At 48.7% G+C, this 22,291-nt stretch carries 19 protein-coding genes; 7 read left to right on the plus strand and 12 right to left on the minus strand.

Annotation, left to right across the window (positions count from 1 at the left end):
• Window positions 1-66 precede the first annotated feature (66 nt).
• Together Kalk_RS01895 and Kalk_RS01900 are read left to right on the plus strand one after the other, a co-directional pair.
• Window positions 67-489, plus strand: a complete 423-nt coding sequence (locus tag Kalk_RS01895; protein ID WP_101892593.1) for an MbcA/ParS/Xre antitoxin family protein — start codon at window positions 67-69, stop codon at window positions 487-489.
• A complete protein-coding gene (locus Kalk_RS01900) occupies window positions 489-1,223 on the plus strand; it encodes an RES family NAD+ phosphorylase (RefSeq protein WP_101892594.1) in 735 nt (244 codons plus the stop codon). The genes Kalk_RS01895 and Kalk_RS01900 overlap by 1 nt, the downstream gene beginning before the upstream one ends.
• A 10-nt stretch (window positions 1,224-1,233) precedes the next feature.
• Here the strand turns inward: Kalk_RS01900 and Kalk_RS01905 are convergent, their stop codons facing one another.
• A complete protein-coding gene (locus Kalk_RS01905; protein WP_101892595.1) occupies window positions 1,234-2,580 on the minus strand; it encodes a cytochrome P450 in 1,347 nt (448 codons plus the stop codon).
• A gap of 128 nt (window positions 2,581-2,708) precedes the next feature.
• Here Kalk_RS01905 and Kalk_RS01910 point away from each other — a divergent pair, with 128 nt between their 5' ends.
• From Kalk_RS01910 to Kalk_RS01920, 3 genes are all read left to right on the plus strand, one after another.
• Window positions 2,709-3,254, plus strand: coding sequence for a TetR/AcrR family transcriptional regulator (locus Kalk_RS01910; protein WP_101892596.1), 546 nt, complete (start codon window positions 2,709-2,711; stop codon window positions 3,252-3,254).
• A gap of 237 nt (window positions 3,255-3,491) precedes the next feature.
• Window positions 3,492-3,995: a YfiR family protein gene (locus Kalk_RS01915; protein WP_233716927.1), complete on the plus strand. Its 504-nt coding sequence runs from the start codon at window positions 3,492-3,494 to the stop codon at window positions 3,993-3,995.
• The gene (locus Kalk_RS01920) at window positions 3,995-6,409 is read left to right on the plus strand and encodes a bifunctional diguanylate cyclase/phosphodiesterase (protein WP_101892598.1); all 2,415 of its coding nucleotides are present in this window, start codon (window positions 3,995-3,997) and stop codon (window positions 6,407-6,409) included. Before Kalk_RS01915 ends, Kalk_RS01920 begins: the two co-directional genes overlap by 1 nt.
• Here the strand turns inward: Kalk_RS01920 and Kalk_RS01925 are convergent.
• The 10 genes from Kalk_RS01925 to sdhC form a co-directional block, all read right to left on the minus strand.
• Window positions 6,396-7,241, minus strand: coding sequence for a lysophospholipid acyltransferase family protein (locus Kalk_RS01925; RefSeq protein ID WP_101892599.1), 846 nt, complete (start codon window positions 7,239-7,241; stop codon window positions 6,396-6,398). The two genes, Kalk_RS01920 and Kalk_RS01925, sit on opposite strands and share 14 nt — an antisense overlap.
• Window positions 7,242-7,396: 155 nt before the next feature.
• Window positions 7,397-8,269 carry a succinate--CoA ligase subunit alpha gene (gene sucD / locus Kalk_RS01930; protein ID WP_101892600.1) on the minus strand — a complete coding sequence of 291 codons (873 nt, stop codon included), beginning with the start codon at window positions 8,267-8,269 and terminating at the stop codon, window positions 7,397-7,399.
• A 10-nt stretch (window positions 8,270-8,279) separates the two neighbouring features.
• On the minus strand, window positions 8,280-9,440 hold the full coding sequence (gene sucC / locus Kalk_RS01935) for an ADP-forming succinate--CoA ligase subunit beta (RefSeq protein ID WP_101892601.1): 1,161 nt from the start codon (window positions 9,438-9,440) through the stop codon (window positions 8,280-8,282).
• A 192-nt stretch (window positions 9,441-9,632) separates the two neighbouring features.
• A complete protein-coding gene (lpdA, locus tag Kalk_RS01940) occupies window positions 9,633-11,072 on the minus strand; it encodes a dihydrolipoyl dehydrogenase (RefSeq protein WP_101892602.1) in 1,440 nt (479 codons plus the stop codon).
• A gap of 70 nt (window positions 11,073-11,142) precedes the next feature.
• Entirely contained in the window at window positions 11,143-12,384 is a 1,242-nt protein-coding gene (odhB, locus tag Kalk_RS01945) for a 2-oxoglutarate dehydrogenase complex dihydrolipoyllysine-residue succinyltransferase (protein ID WP_101892603.1), read from the minus strand.
• 65 nt (window positions 12,385-12,449) lie between these two features.
• Window positions 12,450-15,281, minus strand: a complete 2,832-nt coding sequence (locus Kalk_RS01950; RefSeq protein ID WP_101892604.1) for a 2-oxoglutarate dehydrogenase E1 component — start codon at window positions 15,279-15,281, stop codon at window positions 12,450-12,452.
• A gap of 334 nt (window positions 15,282-15,615) precedes the next feature.
• Complete coding sequence (locus Kalk_RS01955) at window positions 15,616-16,323, minus strand: succinate dehydrogenase iron-sulfur subunit (protein WP_101892605.1); 708 nt, start codon at window positions 16,321-16,323, stop codon at window positions 15,616-15,618.
• Between the two features lie 11 nt (window positions 16,324-16,334).
• Window positions 16,335-18,107 carry a succinate dehydrogenase flavoprotein subunit gene (gene sdhA, locus Kalk_RS01960; protein ID WP_101892606.1) on the minus strand — a complete coding sequence of 591 codons (1,773 nt, stop codon included), beginning with the start codon at window positions 18,105-18,107 and terminating at the stop codon, window positions 16,335-16,337.
• A 3-nt stretch (window positions 18,108-18,110) separates the two neighbouring features.
• Entirely contained in the window at window positions 18,111-18,479 is a 369-nt protein-coding gene (gene sdhD / locus Kalk_RS01965; RefSeq protein ID WP_101892607.1) for a succinate dehydrogenase, hydrophobic membrane anchor protein, read from the minus strand.
• Window positions 18,473-18,847 carry a succinate dehydrogenase, cytochrome b556 subunit gene (gene sdhC, locus Kalk_RS01970; protein WP_101892608.1) on the minus strand — a complete coding sequence of 125 codons (375 nt, stop codon included), beginning with the start codon at window positions 18,845-18,847 and terminating at the stop codon, window positions 18,473-18,475. Before sdhC ends, sdhD begins: the two co-directional genes overlap by 7 nt.
• A gap of 562 nt (window positions 18,848-19,409) precedes the next feature.
• Between sdhC and gltA the strand changes: the two genes are divergently transcribed.
• Together gltA and Kalk_RS01980 are read left to right on the plus strand one after the other, a co-directional pair.
• Complete coding sequence (gene gltA / locus Kalk_RS01975; protein ID WP_101892609.1) at window positions 19,410-20,690, plus strand: citrate synthase; 1,281 nt, start codon at window positions 19,410-19,412, stop codon at window positions 20,688-20,690.
• 83 nt (window positions 20,691-20,773) lie between these two features.
• Window positions 20,774-21,637 (plus strand): NAD(P)-dependent oxidoreductase, encoded by an 864-nt coding sequence (locus Kalk_RS01980; protein WP_101892610.1) that lies wholly within the window; start codon window positions 20,774-20,776, stop codon window positions 21,635-21,637.
• On the opposite strand, the gene Kalk_RS01985 is transcribed toward Kalk_RS01980, so the two are convergent.
• Window positions 21,634-22,287 carry a TadE family protein gene (locus tag Kalk_RS01985; protein ID WP_101892611.1) on the minus strand — a complete coding sequence of 218 codons (654 nt, stop codon included), beginning with the start codon at window positions 22,285-22,287 and terminating at the stop codon, window positions 21,634-21,636. The two genes, Kalk_RS01980 and Kalk_RS01985, sit on opposite strands and share 4 nt — an antisense overlap.
• Between the last annotated feature and the right edge of the window lie 4 nt (window positions 22,288-22,291).

Here is a 22,291-nt window from a genome sequence, read left to right on the forward strand (position 1 = left end):
AATTTATATTGATATTTTCCCATTATGGACGCTATACTGTGGGCTAACTCCCCTGGAGATGGCCCTATGCATACGAGCACTGCAACCCAACACAGTTACGAAAACCGTGAAGATCGTATCAGCGCAGCCGCTTTACTCAATTTCTTCGGCATTACCGATGAATGGGGCTTGAGCAGCAAAGAACAGATGATACTGCTTGGCAACCCGGCAAAAAGCAGCTTTTATCGTATGAAAGAGTTCGCCGACGGCAAGTCCATGAGGCCAGTAAAATTGCCCCAGGACACCCTTGAGCGAGTCTCTTATATCATGGGCATATATAAAGCCCTCAACATTCTCTTACCTAATAACCAACGTGCAGCCGAATGGGTTAAAAAGCCCAATGTGGCACCGTTATTTGGTGGGCAATCGGCCTTGGATGTCATGCTGAAAGGGCGAGTTACCGATCTTAGTGATGTGCGCCGCTTTCTGGATGGTGAGCGGGGACATTAATGGAAGATCACTACAAGGAAGTCTGGGTTGAAGGGCCTCAATATCGGATCATTCCAACCAAGTTCCCCCCCATCAATTTCTTCGAGCGCTTTACCCCACCAGAACTGATGGAGGAAGCCTTCGAAATTGAATCGCTTACCAATGAACGTTTAATGGATCAAGTGGGAGAGCTCAGTCATGTAGCTCTGCGGGATCGAGTCAGTGGCCCAGGTGCAAGCGTGGTAATGGCTGCATTCACCCATACCGGTTACGCCAGCCGTTTTACCAACGGCAACTACGGAGTCTATTACGCAGCTCGAGATCTGGAAACCGCCATCAGGGAAACCGTCTACCACCGAGAGCGCTTTTTGGAATACACCGCTGAACCAGCATGCGAAGTGGATGTGCGCGTATATAAAGGCACTGTTGAAAAACCGCTTATCGACCTGCGTCACAGCCGATTCGCGCAATACATGCAGCCCGATCCAGAGCAATACGCATCGGCTCAGTTGTTTGGGGCAAAATTAAGAGCCACCGAATGCTACGGCTTGCTCTACCCCTCCGTGCGCAAACCTAACGGTGAGTGCATCGCCGCATTTCGGCCCACCGCGATATCACTGCCAGTGCAGAGCAAGTGGCTGGTGTATCACTGGGATGGCAAACGTATTGCCAAGGTCTATGAGAAGAAAGAAATACTGATCGATCTCGCCACCAGCGAGAAACCAGAGGAAGAACCAACCCTCTCCCTCTGTTAATGGGCCACCTTTAAATGAATTCCAACCTTACCGGTAGCTTGTCGCCTGGCACAGGTAATGAGGTCATATCCACGGGCATTGTATAACCTGGGTCTACAGACCATTTAAAACGCAGCAATATTTGGTGCAGTATTGCCTTCACCTGCAGATCAGCAAAATGCAGCCCGATGCACATGTGCGCGCCGCCACCAAAGGGCACCCATGCATAAGGGTGGACTTTATCCTCACGGCGATCCTCGGCAAAGCGATCAGGATCGAACTGCTTGGGATTCTTCCAGTATTCTGGCATATAGTGGGTGAAATAAGGCGAAACCACCACCAAACTGTCTTTCGGAATCAGAGTGTTTTTATACACAACATCTTTTACCGTTCGGCGAGGCACAGAGGGAACCGGAGCGCATAAGCGCAAAGCCTCCTTCATTACCTTGGTCATCCCTTCCATCTTATCAAGATCATCGTGTTCAAGATGCCCTTTACCCAGCGCGATGCTTTCTTGGCGCAACTTCTCCTGCCATTCAGGATTCTTTGCAAGGTGATAGAACATTGTGCACAAAGTGATGGTTGAAGTGTCGTGGGCCGCCATCATCAGAAATATCATATGATTAACTACATCATCATCACTGAACTTCTGACCGTCTTCAGTCTCTGCGCGACACAACTGACTGAACAGATCGTTACCGGTTGATGCACGCTTCTCCGCTATCTTCGACATGAAATAGGCTTCAAGAACTTTGCGCCCCTTGAGCCCCTTACTCCAACGTCCGCCAGGAACCGGATACCGAACCACTGAAGACCCTGCACGTACAGTATCGACAAATGCTTTGTTCAGTACACTTGCTTCCGAGCCAAGCTTTTCACCCATGAAGACTTCGGTAGCAAGATCCAGCGTCAGCTTTTTGATTGCAGTCAGCACAAAGAAATCATCTTGCGGCAACCACTTTTGGATTCCGCGTTCGATCGGATGATTCATTTCATCAAGATATTGCACCAATACCGGTTTTTTAAACGCGTTCTGCATGATTCTGCGATGGTGCCGATGCTCTTCAAAATCCAGCAGCATGATGCCGCGGCGAAAGAACTTGCCAATGAAGAAATCCCAACCCTGGCTGTTGGAAAACAGATCGCCTCGATTTTGAAACACAAACTGGTTCGCATCTGGACCAAACATACTGACCATGCGAGTACCGAAGGTATTGCTCCAGCTTATCTCACCGTATTTATCGTAGCGCTTACGGGAGAAGCCTAAAGGATCAAGCATCGAGTGAAGGGTATACCCAAGCAACGGCAAGCCCGGATCACCGGGGATCGGCTTTGCTTTGCCAAACTCACTTTCATGCAAGGTAGTAGATACAGTCATCTTCGTCTCCCGATTTTTATTGTGATAACGACAGCAACACTCAGTGACTCAACAGTCTGTTGATTTGCTCAGAATAGGAGTGTAAAACAAACAATACAACCCTGTATGTTTTCTATTAATGAGATTCTATGGCGAAATTAACTAGGGCCGATTGGGTCGCCGCTGGTGTCAATCAACTTAAAGAGTATGGCCCAACTGGGGTGTCAGGTGAAAAAATAGCCCGTAGGTTGGACGTTACGCGGGGCTCGTTCTATCACCATTTCACCAATATGGATGAACTGATTGCTCTGATACTGCAATATTGGGAACGCACCCAAACCACTGACATTCTCGCCAGAGCGCTGCAGCAGGACATCGATTTAAAGCTGAAAATGAGCGTGCTGCTCGAATCCGCATGGAATACCGACGCTGAACTGGAAATAGCCATGCGACAATGGGCATTTACCAACGAGACGGTGCAACAGCATGTAGAGCGAGTTGACAGAATACGCTTGGGTTATATCACTGCGGTTTACGTTCAGCTGGTAAAGGACGAAACAAGAGGCCGAAAGCTTGGAAAAATTGCATACTACGGTCTGCTTGGTGCGCTACACGCCTGGCCCAGATTCACAAAACCCCAGTTAAAAGAAACCATTTTAGAGATACAAGCCTTGATGACAGAAGGAATTGACTGACGCTACAAAAATCAACGTCAACAAACTTCAATATCTAATGTAACCCATTGTAAAATTTGCAAAATGTGAGATTGCAATTAAACTTGAACGGATAGCTAGTAAAGAGGGCTGGGATGCTGCTTCGCGATCCAAAAGTCTGGCCAAGGCCCCAAACACGGACAGAATACATTGAAAGTATGTAATTGCTTGGGGCATAAATTATCACTGAAAGCTCTGCTATTCTGCTTTGGCTTAATGATGTGTAAAGATGTCTTCAGTGCCGCTCCGGACGAGTACACGCTGAAACTGGTATACCTATACAATTTCACCAAGTTTATAAATTGGCCACCAGCTGAGCAGGGTGAGCACGAAGAGCCTTATAAGATCTGTATTATGGGCAGTATTCCAGCATCTAACGCACTTAAGCAACTGGAACAAAAACGCTCAAAAAATCGCCTCATTACAACCAGCCGTCGTAGCGTTGATCAAAATGCAGACGATTGCCACATCTTGTTCATTACCAAAAATATATCTCGATCCGATGTAAGCAGAGTTTTGGCATCACCTCTGGAAAATACCGTTATTGTTGGTGAAACCAACGCGTTTGCCAAACAGGCCGGAGACATAGGATTTGTGATCGATGATAACAATCATGTCACAATAGAGATAAACCTTAACAATACACAGAATAAAAATGTGAATATTCGGGCCCCACTGTTGGAAATAGCCCGAAAAGTTTACCGAGCCGAGGAGCAAGAATAATGCGTTATATAAGCTCCATGTCTCTGCGCTTCAAAACCATCATGATTGCCATGATCACCAGCACACTGGCCCTGACAACATCCGGTGTATTCTTTTCACTGTACGATTATCAAAGCGCTCATAAAAAAGCCGATCAGGAATTTCGGGTTATTGCCACCATCCTGGCAGATCGAAGCACCGTAGCACTGGAATTCCTGGATCAAGAAAGTGCGACCGACAACCTGGCCTCTCTCGATGCACATAAGGCCATCACCATGGCATGCCTATATGATGCAAATGACGCCCTGTTCGCCTCCTTCAAACGTAATTCCTACAACCTACACCGATGTTCAGCAAACCTACCGGAGTTTGTACCGAACAAGGTTGATCTGTTTCAGGAAGTCAGAGAGCCGGTAATTTTTGATGATGCCGTTATCGGTACGCTGTATCTACTGATAGACCAAGGCGATCTGCGTGAAACCATGTTCCTCCACATTACCACCAGTATCATCATCATCATCATCACCCTGTTTTTTACCTTCCTGCTTGCCGTGCGTCTACAGGCTTTTGTAACTGTCCCAATCAGAAAACTACAAGATACCGCCATCAAGATTCGACAGTCCGATAATTACTCATTGCGAGCGGATAAAACAACAGAAGATGAGTTGGGTAACTTGGTCGATGCATTCAACGGAATGGTTGCAAAAATAGAACACGACAACGTAGCACTCAGAGACAGCGAAGAGCGCTTCCGCACACTTACGGCTTCATCTCCCATTGGTGTATTTCAAACTGATGAGGACGGCCAGTATACCTACGTGAACGCCCGCTGGCGTGAGATCACCAATATATACGATATCCACCTGACACAAGAATCTTGGATAAAAACCTTGCACCCGGAAGAGCGATTCCAAGTGCTCTCCAAGTGGCGCGACTCACTGGAGAAAGGTGGCGAGTTCCGGATGGAGTACAGAATGCTCCGGGATGATGGCGAAGACGTAAACGTAATATGCCATGCAAAACCATTATACGAAGGAAACGGTGAGATTACAGGCTACCTGGGCAGCCTGTCGGACATATCAGAGCTGAAATCCGTTCAACTACAGTTAGAGCAACTGGCACTGTACGACCCCCTTACAAAACTGGCCAATCGGCACCTATTCCGTAACAGATTAGAGAAGGCCATCAAGCACGCAGAGCGTGAAGGAGCGATGATCGCCCTGCTCTTCTTGGACATTGATCATTTCAAGAAAATAAACGACACAATGGGCCACGATCAAGGCGATGAACTGCTCAAAGCCATTGCCCACAGACTTAGATTCTGTACCAGACCAGGTGATACTGTTGCTCGTATGGGTGGGGACGAATTTACCATACTGGTGCCGGAAATACATACCGATCACGAAGCGGATGCGATCGCTCGTAAAGTGCTTGATGTACTCAAGGTGCCAATAAGGCTGACTGGTTTAGAGGTCATCATCACCACCAGCATTGGTATCAGCGTTGGCCTGAAGGATGCCGAAGATGCAAATGCGCTTATGAAGAACGCGGATCTGGCAATGTATCGCGCAAAAGCGAGAGGCCGGGACAACTATCAGTTCTTCTCCGATGAAATGAATGTAGAGCTCACTCGTCAGCTGGCAATGGAAGCAGAACTGCGCATAGCGCTGCAACAGGATCAGTTCGAACTTTACTATCAACCTCAAGTCGATTTAAACACCGGAAAACTGATCGGCTATGAGGCACTGTTGCGTTGGATACATCCTGAAAAGGGATTTATACCCCCGTCAGATTTCATTCCTGTTGCAGAAGATTCCGGCTTGATTCTGCCATTAGGCGAGTGGGTGTTACGCAGCGCCTGCCAGCACATTAAACAATTTACCGAACGCGGACTGTTACCAAAAGATGGTCATGTAGCGGTGAACATATCGCCACGACAGTTCCATGATGCAAACCTGGTTACCGTCATAAGTGATCTGATTTCAACGACAGGAATCGAAAGTCAGCAACTGGAGGTGGAGATCACAGAAAGTCTGTTGATGGAGAATGTGGACTCAACCATTGCCACACTGAACATGTTGAAACAACTCGGCATCATCCTGGCCATTGACGACTTTGGTACGGGATATTCATCTCTGAATTACTTGAAACGACTGCCGATTCACGTTCTTAAAGTGGATCGCTCCTTTGTCATGGACATTCCCAAGGACAAGGATGATATGGAAATCACCAGCGCAGTAATTGCAATGGCTCACAAGCTAGGCCTGCGCGTAGTGGCAGAAGGGGTTGAGATCATTGAACAAGCAGACTTCCTAAAAGAAAATCAGTGTGATTTCGTACAGGGCTACTATTACGGTAAGCCCATGAGCGTAGCAGACCTATACGAAAACATCAGGAACTTCGATCAATGGCATTCCTCTACTACAGGCGGGTAAGAATTCTGCGCAAAATACCTTTATCGACATCATTCTCTCGAATGGACAGCAGTTCTCCGATCAGATCCTGAATTGAAAAGGCCACTTTATCCCGCAACTCAAACAAAACGTCTTGATCGTTCTCGCTCCCCTTAAGTTCGGAAACATCAATTTCATCACCGATGGCAAAATAAAAACGCTCCGGGCGAGGCAGAGAGGTTAACCCCAAGCCACGGGTAATCGGCATGATAATATCGCCACCGCGTAGTAAACCTTTCCTTTCCAGCAAGCCGGTTCTTTTTAACAGCTTACCCAAGGGCGACTGAACGATATCATCAGCATCCAGTAGAATGTCGTACATATCATCCGGGCCAACAGCGGCGAACGGCAATATATTATAGCCATGCTGGATAGCCATGCTGCAAAAGCCCGTACGACGCTTCCATGTCAGCTGATACTGCTCACCCTTTCGTTTACTCACTTCTCTGGCGCCGCCGGGGAACACCAAAATATGCTCGCCCAACTTCATTAACTCCGAGCAATTTTCACGAGTCCCCTCTACCCCTCCGGTCTTGTCCAGCATGTTACGCCACAAGGGTATATCGTAATGCTGATGATCCGCTAACGCACGAACCAGAACCCCTCGCTCTCGATAAATCTGTGCCAAAAAAACCGGCACATCCACTACACCATATATTGTGTGATTACCCACAAGTAAAGTCGGCTTGTTTGGATCCAACTTATCCAACCCATAAAATTTTGGACTGAAGTACGTCCTTAAGGGCGCTGTCAGTTTCCAAAGTTGCGCCTCAGAGAGCAATTCAGTGTCGAACGGTTTGTGTTGGTATCCCATATTTGGTCTCGTAGTCAGTGCGCAAGCAATACATTATTAAGAAATTGGTAGCTGCCTCACGGCAGGTGGAGACATTGTCTCAAATATCTCTAAAATAAAAAACCGGCTAACAGTTTCCCGCAGCCGGTTCTTATTGATCAAGTTAAAAGGCCGTATTACCAGCCGGTCAACTCTTTCAGCGCAACACCCATCTCGGAGGGGTTACGAACTGTTTTAACGCCAGCAGCTTGCAATGCAGCAAACTTATCATCGGCTGTACCTTTACCACCAGCGATAATAGCACCGGCGTGGCCCATACGCTTTCCAGCAGGAGCAGTCACACCAGCGATATAAGATACAACAGGCTTGGTTACGTTATTCTTGATGAACTCAGCAGCTTCTTCTTCTGCTGTTCCACCGATCTCACCAACCATGATGATCGCTTCGGTTTGCGGATCTTCCTGTAACAAAGCCAATGCATCAATAAAGGTAGTACCTGGGATCGGGTCTCCGCCAATACCAATACAGGTGCTCTGACCAAAACCTAGGGCAGTAGTTTGGTTAACTGCTTCATAAGTCAGTGTACCAGAACGAGATACAATACCGACTTTGCCAGGCTGATGGATATGGCCAGGCATGATACCGATTTTGCACTCTCCAGGAGTGATGATACCAGGGCAGTTAGGACCGATAAGACGCAGGCCTTTCTGAGTCACATATTCTTTCACGTAAAGCATATCCAAAACAGGAATGCCTTCAGTAATACAGACGATCAAAGGGATGCCAGCATCTGCCGCTTCCAAGATGGAATCCTTACAGAACGCAGCAGGCACATAAATCACAGTTGCATCACAGTCAGTGGCTGCTTTTGCTTCTGCCACGGTATTGAACACTGGCAAACCCAAGTGCTCGGTACCGCCCTTGCCGGGTGTTACACCGCCAACCATTTTAGTACCGTACTCAATTGCTTGAGTGCTGTGCAAGGTACCTTGAGCACCAGTGAAACCCTGGCAGATGACTTTAGTGTCTTTGTTAATTAAAACGCTCATGATTACCCTCTCACTTCACCGATGCAACGACTTTTTCAGCAGCATCGTTGAAACCGGTTGCTGCAATAATGTTCATACCACTTTCTGACAAGATCTTGGCACCAAGCTCTGCGTTATTACCTTCAAGGCGAACAACAACAGGAACCTTAACACCAACTTCCTGCACGGCCCCAATAACACCTTCAGCAATCAAGTCACAACGAACAATACCGCCGAATATGTTAACCAACACCGCTTCCACGCTGTCATCAGACAAAATGATTTTGAACGCTTCAGTCACACGCTCTTTAGTAGCACCGCCGCCAACATCTAGGAAGTTAGCTGGCTGGCCACCTTTCAGTTTGATCAGATCCATGGTGGCCATGGCCAAACCGGCGCCATTCACCATGCAGCCGATATTGCCTTCCAGCGCAACATAGTTCAGATCCCATTCAGCAGCACGACGCTCACGCTCGTCTTCTTGAGATGGATCATACATATCCGCAACATCTGGGTGACGCAACACAGCATTACCATCAATAACCAACTTGGCATCCAGGCAATGCAGATTACCTTCTGACGTGATAACCAGAGGGTTAACTTCGATCAAAGAAATGTCTTTCTCTTCGAACAGCTTTGCCAGCCCCATGAAAATTTTGGTGAACTGTTTAACCTGATCATTAGTCAGGCCCAACTGGTAGCCCAGATTACGCGCTTGATATGGCTGAGCACCGATCAGCGGATCAATCTCTGCCTTGAGAATTTTCTCTGGCGTTTCTTCAGCAACCTTCTCGATCTCAACACCACCTTCGGTCGACGCCATAAACACAACGCGACGGGTAGCACGATCCACGACCGCTCCCAGATACAGCTCTTGATCGATGTCTGTGCAGGTTTCGACAAGAATCTTATTAACAGGCTGGCCTTTCGCGTCAGTCTGATACGTTACCAGGTTGGTACCAAGCTTTGCTTTCGCAAACTCGATAATTTCCTCTTTAGAGCTGACCAGCTTAACGCCACCCGCTTTACCACGCCCCCCTGCGTGTACCTGTGCTTTAACAACCCAGCGATTACCCCCGATCACGTCAGCGGCTTCTGCTGCTTCATGGGGAGTGCTCGCTGCAATACCCTTGGAAACAGGCAGGCCGTACTGAGCGAACAACTGCTTGGCTTGATACTCATGTAAGTTCATTGGCTCACCATCGATCTGATTTTGTGTGGAACATCCACGTTAAACATGCATGACGCGATTATTTTCCCTCGCACCAGTTTGCGCGAATTGCGCGAAGTAGACGTTAATCTGCCTACTGTCTGAACAGTCGTAGTCCAGCAAAAAAGATAGGGTTAAGTCTCCCTAACCCTATCAAACTTTAAAACTTCATTGTTACTTCTTACGTTTGCGCTTGGCCGAGTGAATGGCCTTACCGTCAACATCCAAACAAGCCTCATGGAACACTTCAGACAACCCGGGATGCGCGAACACCATCATTTGGAGATCCTCGGTGCTAGCACCAAACTCCATGGCAATAATAGCCTGCATGATAATTTCAGACGCCTGCGGCCCAACTATGTGAACTCCAAGCACTCGGTCTGTATTCTCATCGGAAATAACCTTAACGAAACCACCGGTTTCGTTGGCGGCGGCGGCCCGCCCATTGGCAGCGAAGGCAAACACACCGGTTTTGTAGGCATCACCACTGGCTTTAACCTGCTCTTCTGTTACGCCAGCCCAGGCAACCTCTGGATGTGTATAAACAACAGAAGGAATACAGTCGTAATTAATTGCTGTGTTATGCCCACTGATGATTTCCGCAACCATCACACCTTCTTCAGTCGCTTTATGAGCCAGTGCCGGGCCACGAACAATATCACCTATCGCGTACACGCCAGGAACATCCGTAGCACAGCTTTGATTAACAAATATAAAACCGCGCTCATCCAGGTTAACACCACTATCGGCAGAGAATAATTCTTCGGTATAAGGACGACGTCCAACTGCAACAATCAATTTATCAACCACCATTGATTGATCGCTTTCAGAATCACTGAACTCAACCGTTACCTTGTTCTTTTCAACTTTGGTTCCAGTAACGCGAGCAGAAAGACGAACATCAATATTCTGAGCTTTCAGGTTTTTCAGCAGCTCTTTGCCAACCTGGCGATCAACCATAGGTAAAAAGGTATCCATAGCTTCCAGCACTACAACTTCAGAACCCAAGCGACTCCACACGCTACCCAGCTCCAAGCCAATGATGCCCGCGCCGATAACACCCAGCTTTTTGGGTACCTGAGTGAACTCAAGTGCTCCGGAATTATCAACCACAAGACCATCATGCAATGGTGCCATTGGCAATTTTATCGGTTCAGAGCCAGCCGCCAGGATCACATTTTCTGCCTGAAGCACCTCAACTTCACCTTCGTGGGGGGTAAATTCCACCTGCTTTCCAGACAATAATTTACCTCGCCCCTGCAACCAGGTTACACCATTTGCTTTCAGCAACATAGCCACACCATCGGCCTGCCTTTTAACGATGGCATCTTTGCGCTTAATCATTTCAGCAACGTTCATTTTAACGCTTTTTACATCAATGCCGTGTACCGCAAGCCCTTCCTGTGCTTCATGATACTTCCAAGAAGAATCCAATAATGCCTTGGAAGGAATACAGCCTACATTGGCACAGGTGCCACCCAGAGATGGTTTACCATCCTTGTTGATATACATGTCAATACAGGCGGCATTTAAACCAAGATGGGCAGCTTTGATTGCGGCAGCATAACCCCCTGGGCCACCACCGATTACAACGACATCAAACGACTTAGCCATGACAATTTCCCATTAATCATTCTGCATGAATTTGTGAACGCGCCCACCAATGTGAGCGCTCAAAATAATATTACAGGTCCAACAGCATGCGAGCTGGATCTTCCAATAGCTCTTTGATAGCTACAAGGAACTGCACTGCTTCCTTGCCGTCAATCAGGCGGTGATCGTAGGAGAGCGCCAGATACATCATTGGTAGAATTTCAACTTTGCCGTTAACAGCCATTGGACGCTCTTGAATTTTGTGCATACCAAGAATGGCGGTTTGCGGTGGATTCAAAATTGGAGTGGACCAAAGAGAGCCGAAAACCCCGCCGTTAGATATTGTGAACGTGCCGCCAGTCATGTCTTCCAGCGAGAGCTTGCCCGACTGAGCCTTGTTACCGTATTCAACGATTTTGCCTTCGATTTCCGCAAAGCCCATCTTGTCCACATCGCGCAATATAGGCACAACCAAACCACGCTCGGTAGAAACGGCTACGCCGATATCGTAGTAACCGTGGTAGACGATGTCGTTATCGTCAATAGATGCATTCACTGAGGGGTATTTCTTCAGAGCTTCGGTAGCAGCCATGGTAAAGAACGACATGAAGCCCAAGCGATGACCGTGCGCTTTTTCGAACATATCTTTGTAGTTCTTACGCATCTCCATTACAGGCTTCATGTTGACTTCGTTAAACGTAGTCAGCATGGCTGAATTATGCTGTGCAGCAAGCAGTCGTTCGGCAACCCTGGCGCGCAAACGAGTCATCGGAACTCGTCGTTCTTCACGATCACCAAAGTTGATGCCGGAGGCAGCCCCGGCTGGCATCGGAGCGGCTGACGTTTCAGTCTTGGGTGCAGATTCAGCAACAGCTGCTTTTGCAGCACCACCTTTGAGGTGATTGAGCACATCTTCTTTTGTAATGCGGCCACCTTTACCGGTGCCTTTGATCTTACTGGGATCGAGGTTGTTTTCTGATATCAGCTTGCGTACCGCAGGGCCCCAACCATCTTCAACTTTACCAGCATCGGCTTCTGCGGCTGGCGCAGCAGTTTCCTGAGCCGGTGCGGCAGGCTCAGAAGCTGCTGCTCCACTACCTTCTTCCAGATAGCCCACCAACTCCTGGCTTAATACCGTGTCACCTTCATTCTTCAGAATTTTTCCGACAACACCATCGTGAGGTGCGACTACTTCCAACACCACTTTATCTGTTTCGATATCTACCAAAAGCTCATCGCGAGAAATGGCCTCACCGGGCTTTTTATGCCAAGTCGCTACTGTACCGTCTGCAACCGCCTCTGGAAATTGTGGAGCTTTAATTTCAGTTGTCATTTGTGTTCCTTTATTACCAATTTCTTCACAACCAAATACTGGGTTTGCTACTAGTCTGTTTTGGTTTATATGTTGAAAGCGGTTTCAACAAGCCGATTTTGTTCTTCAAGGTGAAGCGACATATAGCCAGCCGCAGGAGCTGCAGACCCACCACGACCGGCGTACTGCAACAACAGATTCGGGCTGATGGTGTGGAAAACATGTCTCATGTGATGCTGACTGCAATACCAGGCACCCTGGTTCATGGGTTCTTCCTGACACCAAACAGCATGCTTGATTTTGCTGTATGGCTTCAGCATCGCCAGCATTTCCTGTTCAGGGAAAGGATATAATTGCTCGACCCGAAGAATCAGTGTGTTCTTGATGTCGTGATGCGCCCGATACTCAAATAGATCGTAATAAACCTTACCGCTGCACAGAATCACACGTTCAATTTGTTTTGGATCGTGTTCCCACGCATCGTCCAATACAACCTTGAAATGGCCATTGGCCAATTCATCCAAACTGGATTTTGCCAGTTTGTGTCGCAGCAGGCTCTTGGGTGACATTACGATAAGAGGTTTACGCAAAGGGCGTATCGCCTGGCGACGCAACATGTGGTACACCTGAGCAGGCGTAGAAGGAACGCATACTTGCATGTTGTGCTCTGCACATAATTGCAGGAAACGCTCTAACCTGGCAGAAGAATGCTCCGGCCCCTGCCCTTCGTATCCATGAGGTAGCAGCATGGTCAAACCGCATAAGCGCATCCATTTATGCTCACCGGAGGAAATAAACTGGTCGATAACAACTTGGGCGCCATTAGCGAAGTCACCAAACTGGGCCTCCCAGATAACCAGCCCCCCAGGAGATGTTGTGGAATAGCCGTATTCGAATGCAAGCACCGCTTCTTCTGACAGCAGCGAATCGTACAGATCAAAACGAATTCCTTTCGCAGGGATTGTTTTAAGCGGTACGTGAATTCCAGGTTCTTTCTGGTTATGCATCACCGCGTGACGATGGGAGAAAGTTCCCCTGCCTACATCCTGCCCGGTAAGTCGCACCGGGAAACCCTGATCAAGCAAGGTCGCGTAAGCCATCGTTTCGGCAAAACCCCAATCTATGGACAACGCGCCGGCGGCCATTTTCAAGCGGTCTTCACGGATCTTTGAAACCTGTCGTTGCACCGCAAAGCCATCCGGTACCAGGCTTAACTTCTGAGCGAGATCGTGGATAACCTTCACATCGACGCTGGTATCGTAATAGGCTTCATAATCGTGACCGATGTAGGGTGCCCAATCCACGAACAACTCTGTGTTTGGCTTTTTGACCAACGACTTAACCACATGCTGACCGTTGTCTAGAGCGCTACGATAGTCATCCATCATGGTAGCGATTCTTTGCTCTTCGAACGCTCCCTGCTCAACCAACTTATTGGAATAAATTTCGCGAGGGTTTTTCTTTTCGCGAATCACCGAATACATCATTGGTTGGGTTATTGAGGGTTCGTCAGCCTCATTGTGACCTCGAGCACGATAACAAATCAGATCTATAACCACGTCTTTCTTAAACTGCTGACGGAAATCAATTGCCATCTGCGTGACAAACAGCACGGCTTCCGGGTCATCGCCGTTAACGTGAAATATCGGTGCCTGAACCATTTTTGCGATGTCGGTACAGTATTCCGTCGAACGGGCATCGTGCCGGTTGCTGGTGGTAAAACCAACCTGATTGTTCACGATAATATGTAATGTACCACCCGTTTTGTAACCACGGGTCTGCGACATCTGGAAGGTTTCCATCACCACGCCCTGCCCGGCAAATGCAGCATCGCCGTGAATCAGAACCGGTACGACTTTGTCCCCTTTTTTGTCTTTGCGGCGATCCTGGCGTGCGCGTACAGAGCCTTCCACAACCGGAGAAACTATCTCCAGGTGCGACGGGTTAAATGCCAGAGCCAAATGCAACTCACCGCCGGGGGTCATGACATTGGAAGAAAAACCTTGGTGATACTTAACGTCACCGGAACCCACTTCATTTTTCTTGAGGCCTTCGAACTCACTGAACAGTTCGGCAGGATTTTTACCCAGAATGTTAACCAGAACGTTGAGACGGCCCCGGTGCGCCATGCCAATTACCAGCTCTTTAGCGCCATAACTTCCGGCCCGCTGAACGATCTCGTCCAGACAGGGGATTAAACTTTCGCCGCCTTCAAGGCCAAATCGCTTGGTGCCTGGATATTTCGTCGCCAACATTCGCTCAAGCCCTTCTGCGGCGATCAAACGCTCCAGCAAATGGGTTTTGACATCGGCACTGTAATTAGGATGGGATCTTACGCTTTCCATTCGCTGTTGGATCCAGCGCTTCTCTGCTGTATCAACGATGTGCATATATTCCACACCGATACTGGTACAGTAAGTTTTTTCAAGCGCATCGACAATCTCCCTGAGCGTGGCTTCTTCTCTGCCCAGGAACACGTTGCCGGTTTGGAACGTAGTATCAAGATCAGCACCGGATAAGCCGTGATGGGTAAGCTCCAGATCCGGAACGGATTCACGCTCCATGATGTTCAATGGATCAAGCTTGGCTTTCTGATGTCCACGAACCCGATAACCGGTTATCAGCTGCAGAACCTTTACTTGCTTCTTTTCATGCTCGGAAGAAACACTGCTAACGGATAAGGGTTGAACCCGATTCTTATTCTTGGCGAGATAAAGGAAATGTTCTCGAATCGTAGAGTGTGGAACGTCACTTTCAGTTCCATTTACGCGGGGGAGTTTGTCGAAGTTATCGCGCCATTGTTCCGGCACAGAATTGGGGTCTTTCAGATAAGCTTCGTATAGCTCTTCGACATAAGTAGCATTCGAACCTGAAAGGTGCGACGTACTCCATTGCCGATACATCAAACTATCATCCATTGCAGATCACCGTGTCGATCTAGGACACTACCTGCGAAGACGCGAATCAGCAACAGACACGTTAATACATGTTAGGTGTGCGACTGGCGGGTTGAGCCAAATGCGCTTCCAGATAGTTCGGTTTTACCGATAGCCCTAAGGTTTAATAATCAACCTGCATCCGCTTTTTGGGCGGATGCAAGGAAATTCACAGAGCGTGCCAAAACATTAGTTGACCGGCACCCCTGCATTCCCAACATCAAGTGTAGCGTCTTTTCACAAGACCACCTAAAGGGAATCGCTTAGGTGGCCAAGACCGCTGAATTATATAGACTTTTGACCAATAAACAAACGTTTATGTGCCTTGTTGCAACAGCAAAGAACGGATGTGACCAATTGCCTGGGTGGGGTTCAACCCTTTCGGGCAAACGTTCACACAATTCATGATTCCGCGACAACGGAACAAACTGAACGGATCATCCAGATCAGATAAACGCTCTTCTGTCATCGTGTCACGGCTATCTGCAATAAAGCGATAGGCTTGCAACAAACCAGCCGGCCCGATGAACTTATCCGGGTTCCACCAGAACGAAGGACAAGAAGTGGAGCAGCATGCACAAAGAATACACTCATAAAGGCCGTCCAGTTTGTCTCGCTCTTCTGGAGTTTGGAGGCGTTCAATGGCTGGGGCTGGCGTATTATTAACCAAATACGGCTTTATCTTTTCGTATTGGGTGTAGAACATTGTCATGTCCACCACCAGATCACGAACAACTGGCAAACCAGGCAGCGGGCGCAAAACCAACTTGCCCTTGCCTCCGGTCGCCTGGGAAATGGACGTAATACACGCCAAACCGTTCTTACCGTTGATGTTCATACCATCTGAACCACACACGCCTTCGCGACAAGAGCGACGATAAGCCATGGTGGTATCTTTGTCTTTAACCAGATTCAGGACATCCAGCACCATCAGGTCTTTACCACCAGTATCGATCTGGTAGTCCTTCATGTAAGGCTCGGCATCTGTGTCCGGATTGTAGCGATAAATACTAACCTGCAACATGGGGAATCACCTTAATAAGTTCTGACCTTGGGCTGGAATGTTTCAACTTGCTTGGGCGCGAAGTTTACAGCGCGCTTGGACAATGTCTTGGTGTTGGGATCATAGAGAGAATGGGCCAACCAGTTCTCATCATCACGATCCGGGAAATCATAGCGGCTGTGAGCGCCACGGCTTTCCTTGCGACCTTCCGCCGCGATCGCGGTAGCTTCCGCCACTTCCAACAGGTTATCCAGCTCCAGCGCTTCCACTCGCGCAGTATTGAAGGCACTACTCTTATCTACCAGATGGGTATTGGCAATTCGCTCACGCAGCTCTTCCAGCTTCTTAACGCCTTTCTGCATCAGATCACCCTTACGGAATACACCGAAGTTGTTCTGCATGTTGGTCTGCAGCTCTTTGCGCAGCGCGGCAACATCTTCACCCGAGGTGGATGCTTCCAGTCTATTCAATCGGCTATAAGCACGCTCCAGATCCGATTCAGAGGTGTTGCGATGCTCCACACCATCTTTCAGCGCTTTCTCAATAAAGATACCGGCAGCACGGCCAAATACCACAAGATCCAGCAATGAGTTACCACCCAGACGGTTGGCACCATGCACAGACACACATGCCACCTCACCCACGGCGTAAAGCCCATCAACGATCTTGTCATTGCCTTCGGAATCACGGGTAATCGCCTGACCGTAAATATTGGTTGGAATACCACCCATCATATAATGACAGGTTGGCACCACAGGGATCGGCACTTTCACAGGATCAGAAGCAGCAAAGGTTATTGCCAGTTCACAGATACCGGGCAGACGCTTATGCAGCACCTCCTCGCCCAAATGATCCAGCTTCAGGTATACGTGATCGCCATCAGGCCCACACCCGCGACCATCCAGTATTTCCTGCATCATTGAACGAGCAACAACGTCACGCCCGGCCAAATCTTTCGCATTAGGAGCATAACGCTCCATAAAGCGCTCGCCATCTTTGTTCACCAAATAGCCGCCTTCACCCCGACAACCTTCGGTGACCAGAACCCCGGCACCGGCAATTCCGGTTGGGTGGAACTGCCACATTTCGATATCCTGAACCGGAAAACCGGCCCGCAAAGCCATGCCCACACCATCGCCGGTGTTGATCAACGCGTTGGTGGTAGAGGAATAAATTCGACCAGACCCACCGGTAGCAAACACGGTAGCCTTGGCTTTAAAGTATACAGATTCGCCTGTTTCCATCGAAATGGCGATAACGCCGGTTACCGCACCATCCTGGTTGGTAACCAGATCAGCCGCATACCATTCATTATAGAAATTGGTGTTGCAACGCACATTCTGCTGATAAAGCGTGTGCAAAAGCGCATGACCGGTGCGGTCTGCAGCGGCACAGGTACGAGCTGCCTGAGTCGGATCGTCCGGCCCTTTTGACTGCCCGCCGAAAGGACGCTGATAAATACGACCTTCTTCTGTACGAGAGAACGGCAGCCCCATGTGATCCAATTCAAACACCGCTTCAGGACCGACACTACACATGTATTCGATCGCATCCTGATCACCGATATAGTCAGACCCTTTGACTGTATCGTACATATGCCAACGCCAATCATCATTGGGATCAGCACTTGCTATAGCACAAGTGATACCGCCCTGGGCAGACACGGTATGCGAACGAGTGGGGAAAACCTTTGAAATCAAAGCGGTTTTTTGACCGGACTGGGCAAGCTGCAACGCAGCACGCATACCGGCACCACCGCCACCTACGATTACGGCATCAAACGTCAAAGTACGCATATTGGCCATCTTTTAAATACCCCACAAAATCAGGATGCCCCACACCACATAAACCACTGTCACCAGGGCACACACGGCTTGAAAAGCAATACGAATGACTGTACCGGCAGCGCCCAATTGGCGAGTGGTGAGATAGTCGGTTGAAATGGTCCACAAACCAACCCAGGCATGAGCCGCCATGGACACCAATGCAATCAGAGTAAATACACGCATAAAGGTAGATGACATGTAGCTGCTCCACTGATCATAGGTTAGATCAGGAGTCGTCACTAAAAAGCCCATCATGCACAAAAAATAGACACCCAGCACAACCGCAGTAGCGCGCTGTATAACCCAGTCATAAAGACCATTCTTACCCAAACTAGTAACGCTGGTTACCATACCCATACCCCCGCAACAGCGATCAGAACAGCTGACAGAATCAGCACAGCAATTGACAAAGCCTTGGAACCCTCGAGGGTTTCAAAGTAACCGGCATCCATTAGCAAGTGGCGAACACCAGCAACGAAGTGATAGATGAAGCCTGCAAGAATCGCCCAAACGATGAGTTTGACGATCACGCCGTCCATACATTCTTTCAGCTGATCAAAAGATTCCTGACTTTCCAGTGAAAGGCCAAGGCCCCAGATAAGGAAAGCCATACCAAAAAAGATCGCCACGCCTGCAATACGATGCGTAATAGACGCGATCATTTGCGGCGTAAACTTGATAGTCGTGATATCCAGATTAACAGGTCGTTGACTTTTCACGGTTCTAACCACTGTGACTGTGGCTCCAAAACAGGAGCGTTGAAGGAAGTTCCGAGAACAGTTAGGCAAGAAAAATCAGGAAGTTATGTAAACCCCGAATTTTGCGCCCCTCTCTCATTCGGGGCCGAAGTATAGACTTATGAACATTGAAATACAAATGAACTATTGCCCTTGTATACGTTGATATACAAGTAGTTATCACCAGTTTGGGGCGACAAGGCCCATCCATGCACTATAATGGTCACAGGTAACTCAAACGCGCCGTTTTTGCATGTAAAACAATCGCTCAGGCCTGAAATAAATTGACAAACTTTCGTTGAGTGATTAGTTTTGGCCACCACTTCAGATTGACCTAATGTGGGCCCAAAGCTGAAGTAGTCATGATTTTCACGACAAAGCCAGCTACCGTGCCACAATCACCTCTGTGACACTGGGCTTGAAATGCAGAGGCTCCATATTTAAAGAGCACGTAGGCGCGATTACATTCCTATCAGGAAGATAATCGGTGGATTCGGCACAATTCCTGCCTGAACTGCCTACAAACCGAGTACAGGAGAGTAATATGACTGAGAAAAGCGCTCAGTTAACCCTAGGCGACAACACCCTCGAACTTCCCATTTATTCCGGAACCATCGGGCCCGACGTGATTGACGTTGGCCAGTTGACCGGTCAGGGTGTTTTCACTTATGACCCAGGCTTCGTTTCAACTGCCGCCTGCGAGTCTAAGATCACATACATTGATGGTGGCAAAGGCGTACTTTTACACCGCGGCTACCCCATTGATCAGCTGGCTGACCATTCAGACTATCTGGAAGTTTGTTATCTTCTCCTGTACGGAGAACTTCCAAGTGCAGCAGAAAAACTGCAATTTGAGAACACCATTAACAACCACACCATGGTGCACGAGCAACTGCGAAACTTCTATCAGGGTTTCCGCAGAGACGCTCACCCAATGGCCATTATGTGTGGTGTTGTCGGTGCCCTCTCCGCTTTCTATCATGACTCTCTGGAAATATCTGATGAGCGTCATCGTGAGATCGCTGCGTTCCGCCTGATTGCCAAAATGCCTACTCTTGCAGCAATGTGCTACAAGTACTCTTTGGGTCAGCCTTTCATGTACCCTAAGAATGAGCTGAGCTACTCTGAAAACTTCCTTCAGATGATGTTTGGCAATCCTTGTGAAGAGTATGTGGTGAATCCTATCGTGGCCAAAGCCATGGACAAGATCTTCATCCTGCATGCTGACCACGAACAGAATGCATCCACCTCCACCGTTCGCCTTGCAGGCTCATCTGGCGCCAACCCGTTTGCCTGTATCGCTGCAGGTATTGCCGCCCTGTGGGGACCAGCTCACGGCGGAGCTAATGAAGCGGTTCTGGATATGCTCACCGAAATTGGTGATGTATCTAACGTGGACAAATTCGTCGCCAAAGCGAAAGACAAAAACGATCCTTTCCGCCTGATGGGCTTCGGTCATCGTGTTTACAAGAACTACGATCCCCGCGCCAAAGTGATGCGTGAAACCTGTCACGAAGTACTCGGCGACCTGGGCATCCAGGATCCTCTGCTGGAACTGGCTATGAAGCTGGAAGATATAGCGCGTTCCGACAGCTATTTTGTCGAGAAAAACCTGTATCCGAACGTAGACTTCTACTCAGGTATCATTCTGAAGGCCATCGGCATTCCAACCAGCATGTTCACCGTAATCTTCGCGCTGGCGCGTACCGTAGGCTGGGTAGCTCACTGGCACGAAATGATCAGTGGCTCCTACCGAATCGGTCGTCCACGCCAACTGTACACAGGCTCGCCTCAGCGCGACTTTGTACCAGTGGACAAGCGATAATTAAAGAAGGGCTGCGCAAGCAGCCTTTTTTTTGCCTGAAATACGAGCATTAGATACCCCAACAGCATCGTGAGGACCCCTACATGAAACTCGCCTTCATCGGTCTTGGCGTTATTGGATACCCCGCTGCCGGCCATCTGTCGCGCGCGGGCCACAACATTACTGTTTTCAATCGAACCGCCAGCAAGGCAGCCAAATGGGTTTCGGAATATAACGGAGCTTCGGCTGCGTCGCCCGCAGCTGCCGCCACGAGCGCCGACGTAATCTTTACCTGTGTTGGTAACGACGATGACCTTAGAGAAGTAGTGATCGGTGGCGAGGGTATACTAACAACGGTAAAACCTGGCGCTATTCTAGTAGATCACACCACAGCATCTGCCGAAGTAGCAACAGAGCTAGCAGGAATCCTTAAGGAGCGGGACGCATGTTTTATAGACGCACCTGTTTCCGGCGGCCAACAGGGAGCCGAAAGTGGGCAACTTACTGTAATGTGTGGCGGTGATCCGAATGATTTCGAAAAAATCAGCCCACTAGTGAATGCCTACGCAAAGCAAGTCACCCTTATGGGGCCAGCAGGATCCGGACAACTGACCAAAATGGTCAATCAGATCTGCATTGCCGGACTCATTCAAAGCCTGGCCGAAGGCGTTCAGTTTGCCCAAAACGCAGGGCTCGATGTTGAGCAGGTATTTGATGTGATTGGCAAGGGAGCCGCTCAGTCCTGGCAAATGGACAACCGCCATAAAACCATGAACGATAAACAGTATGAATATGGCTTTGCCGTAGATTGGATGCGCAAAGACTTGGCAATCTGCCTCAATGAGGCACGAAAAAATGGCTCACACTTGCCAGTAGCAGCATTGGTGGATCAATTTTACTCAGAGGTGCAGAAAATGGGTGGCGGCCGTAGGGATACATCGAGCTTGCTTAAGCGATTGCTAAGCTAAGGCTCTGAGTAAATGAAAGGCTCATTAGCTAGCGTTAAACGTGCTGGTGACTGCATTCTGACGGTAGCGACCGCGGATATATCAATACCCTGATCCTCAGGGCGGGCCGCCGCCCCAGTAAGACGGATACGACTCAGGAAAGGAACCTTGCTGTCATAGGTGTAGGTGACGCGAATTCTTAAAATATTTGCATCCTGAATGCTCGCACCACGGCAGCTATTGTTAGGATCATTCCTATCATAAAACTGCATACCGAAATAAGGAATTTCGCAAGCCGCCGAAAAACAATCTGCTGGATTGGATGGTTGACGGCCACAATCGGCAAACATTCCACGGGTTGGATTAAGAACCTCAATTTGTATCTTTGCACGCTGATCAGCAACCACATCAGCATCGCCGCCGTCGACTGAGGTGGTAGGCCTCATGCGAAACTCAACCTCATTAATCATCTGTTGAATGTTAATACTGCTAGATGCCCCGACCCTGGCAGCCATCAATGCAGCGTACTCTAGATTCGACTGGGCCTGAAACACCAAACCACCGTGAACGATACCAAAGCCAACAATAAGCATGATTGGCAACATCAGCATCGCCTCAAACATCGAAACACCAGCTTGCTTATGACGCCCTTTATAATTGTTATTTTTCACAGCC

It is taken from the genome of Ketobacter alkanivorans (assembly GCF_002863865.1).
Lineage (GTDB): Bacteria > Pseudomonadota > Gammaproteobacteria > Pseudomonadales > Ketobacteraceae > Ketobacter > Ketobacter alkanivorans.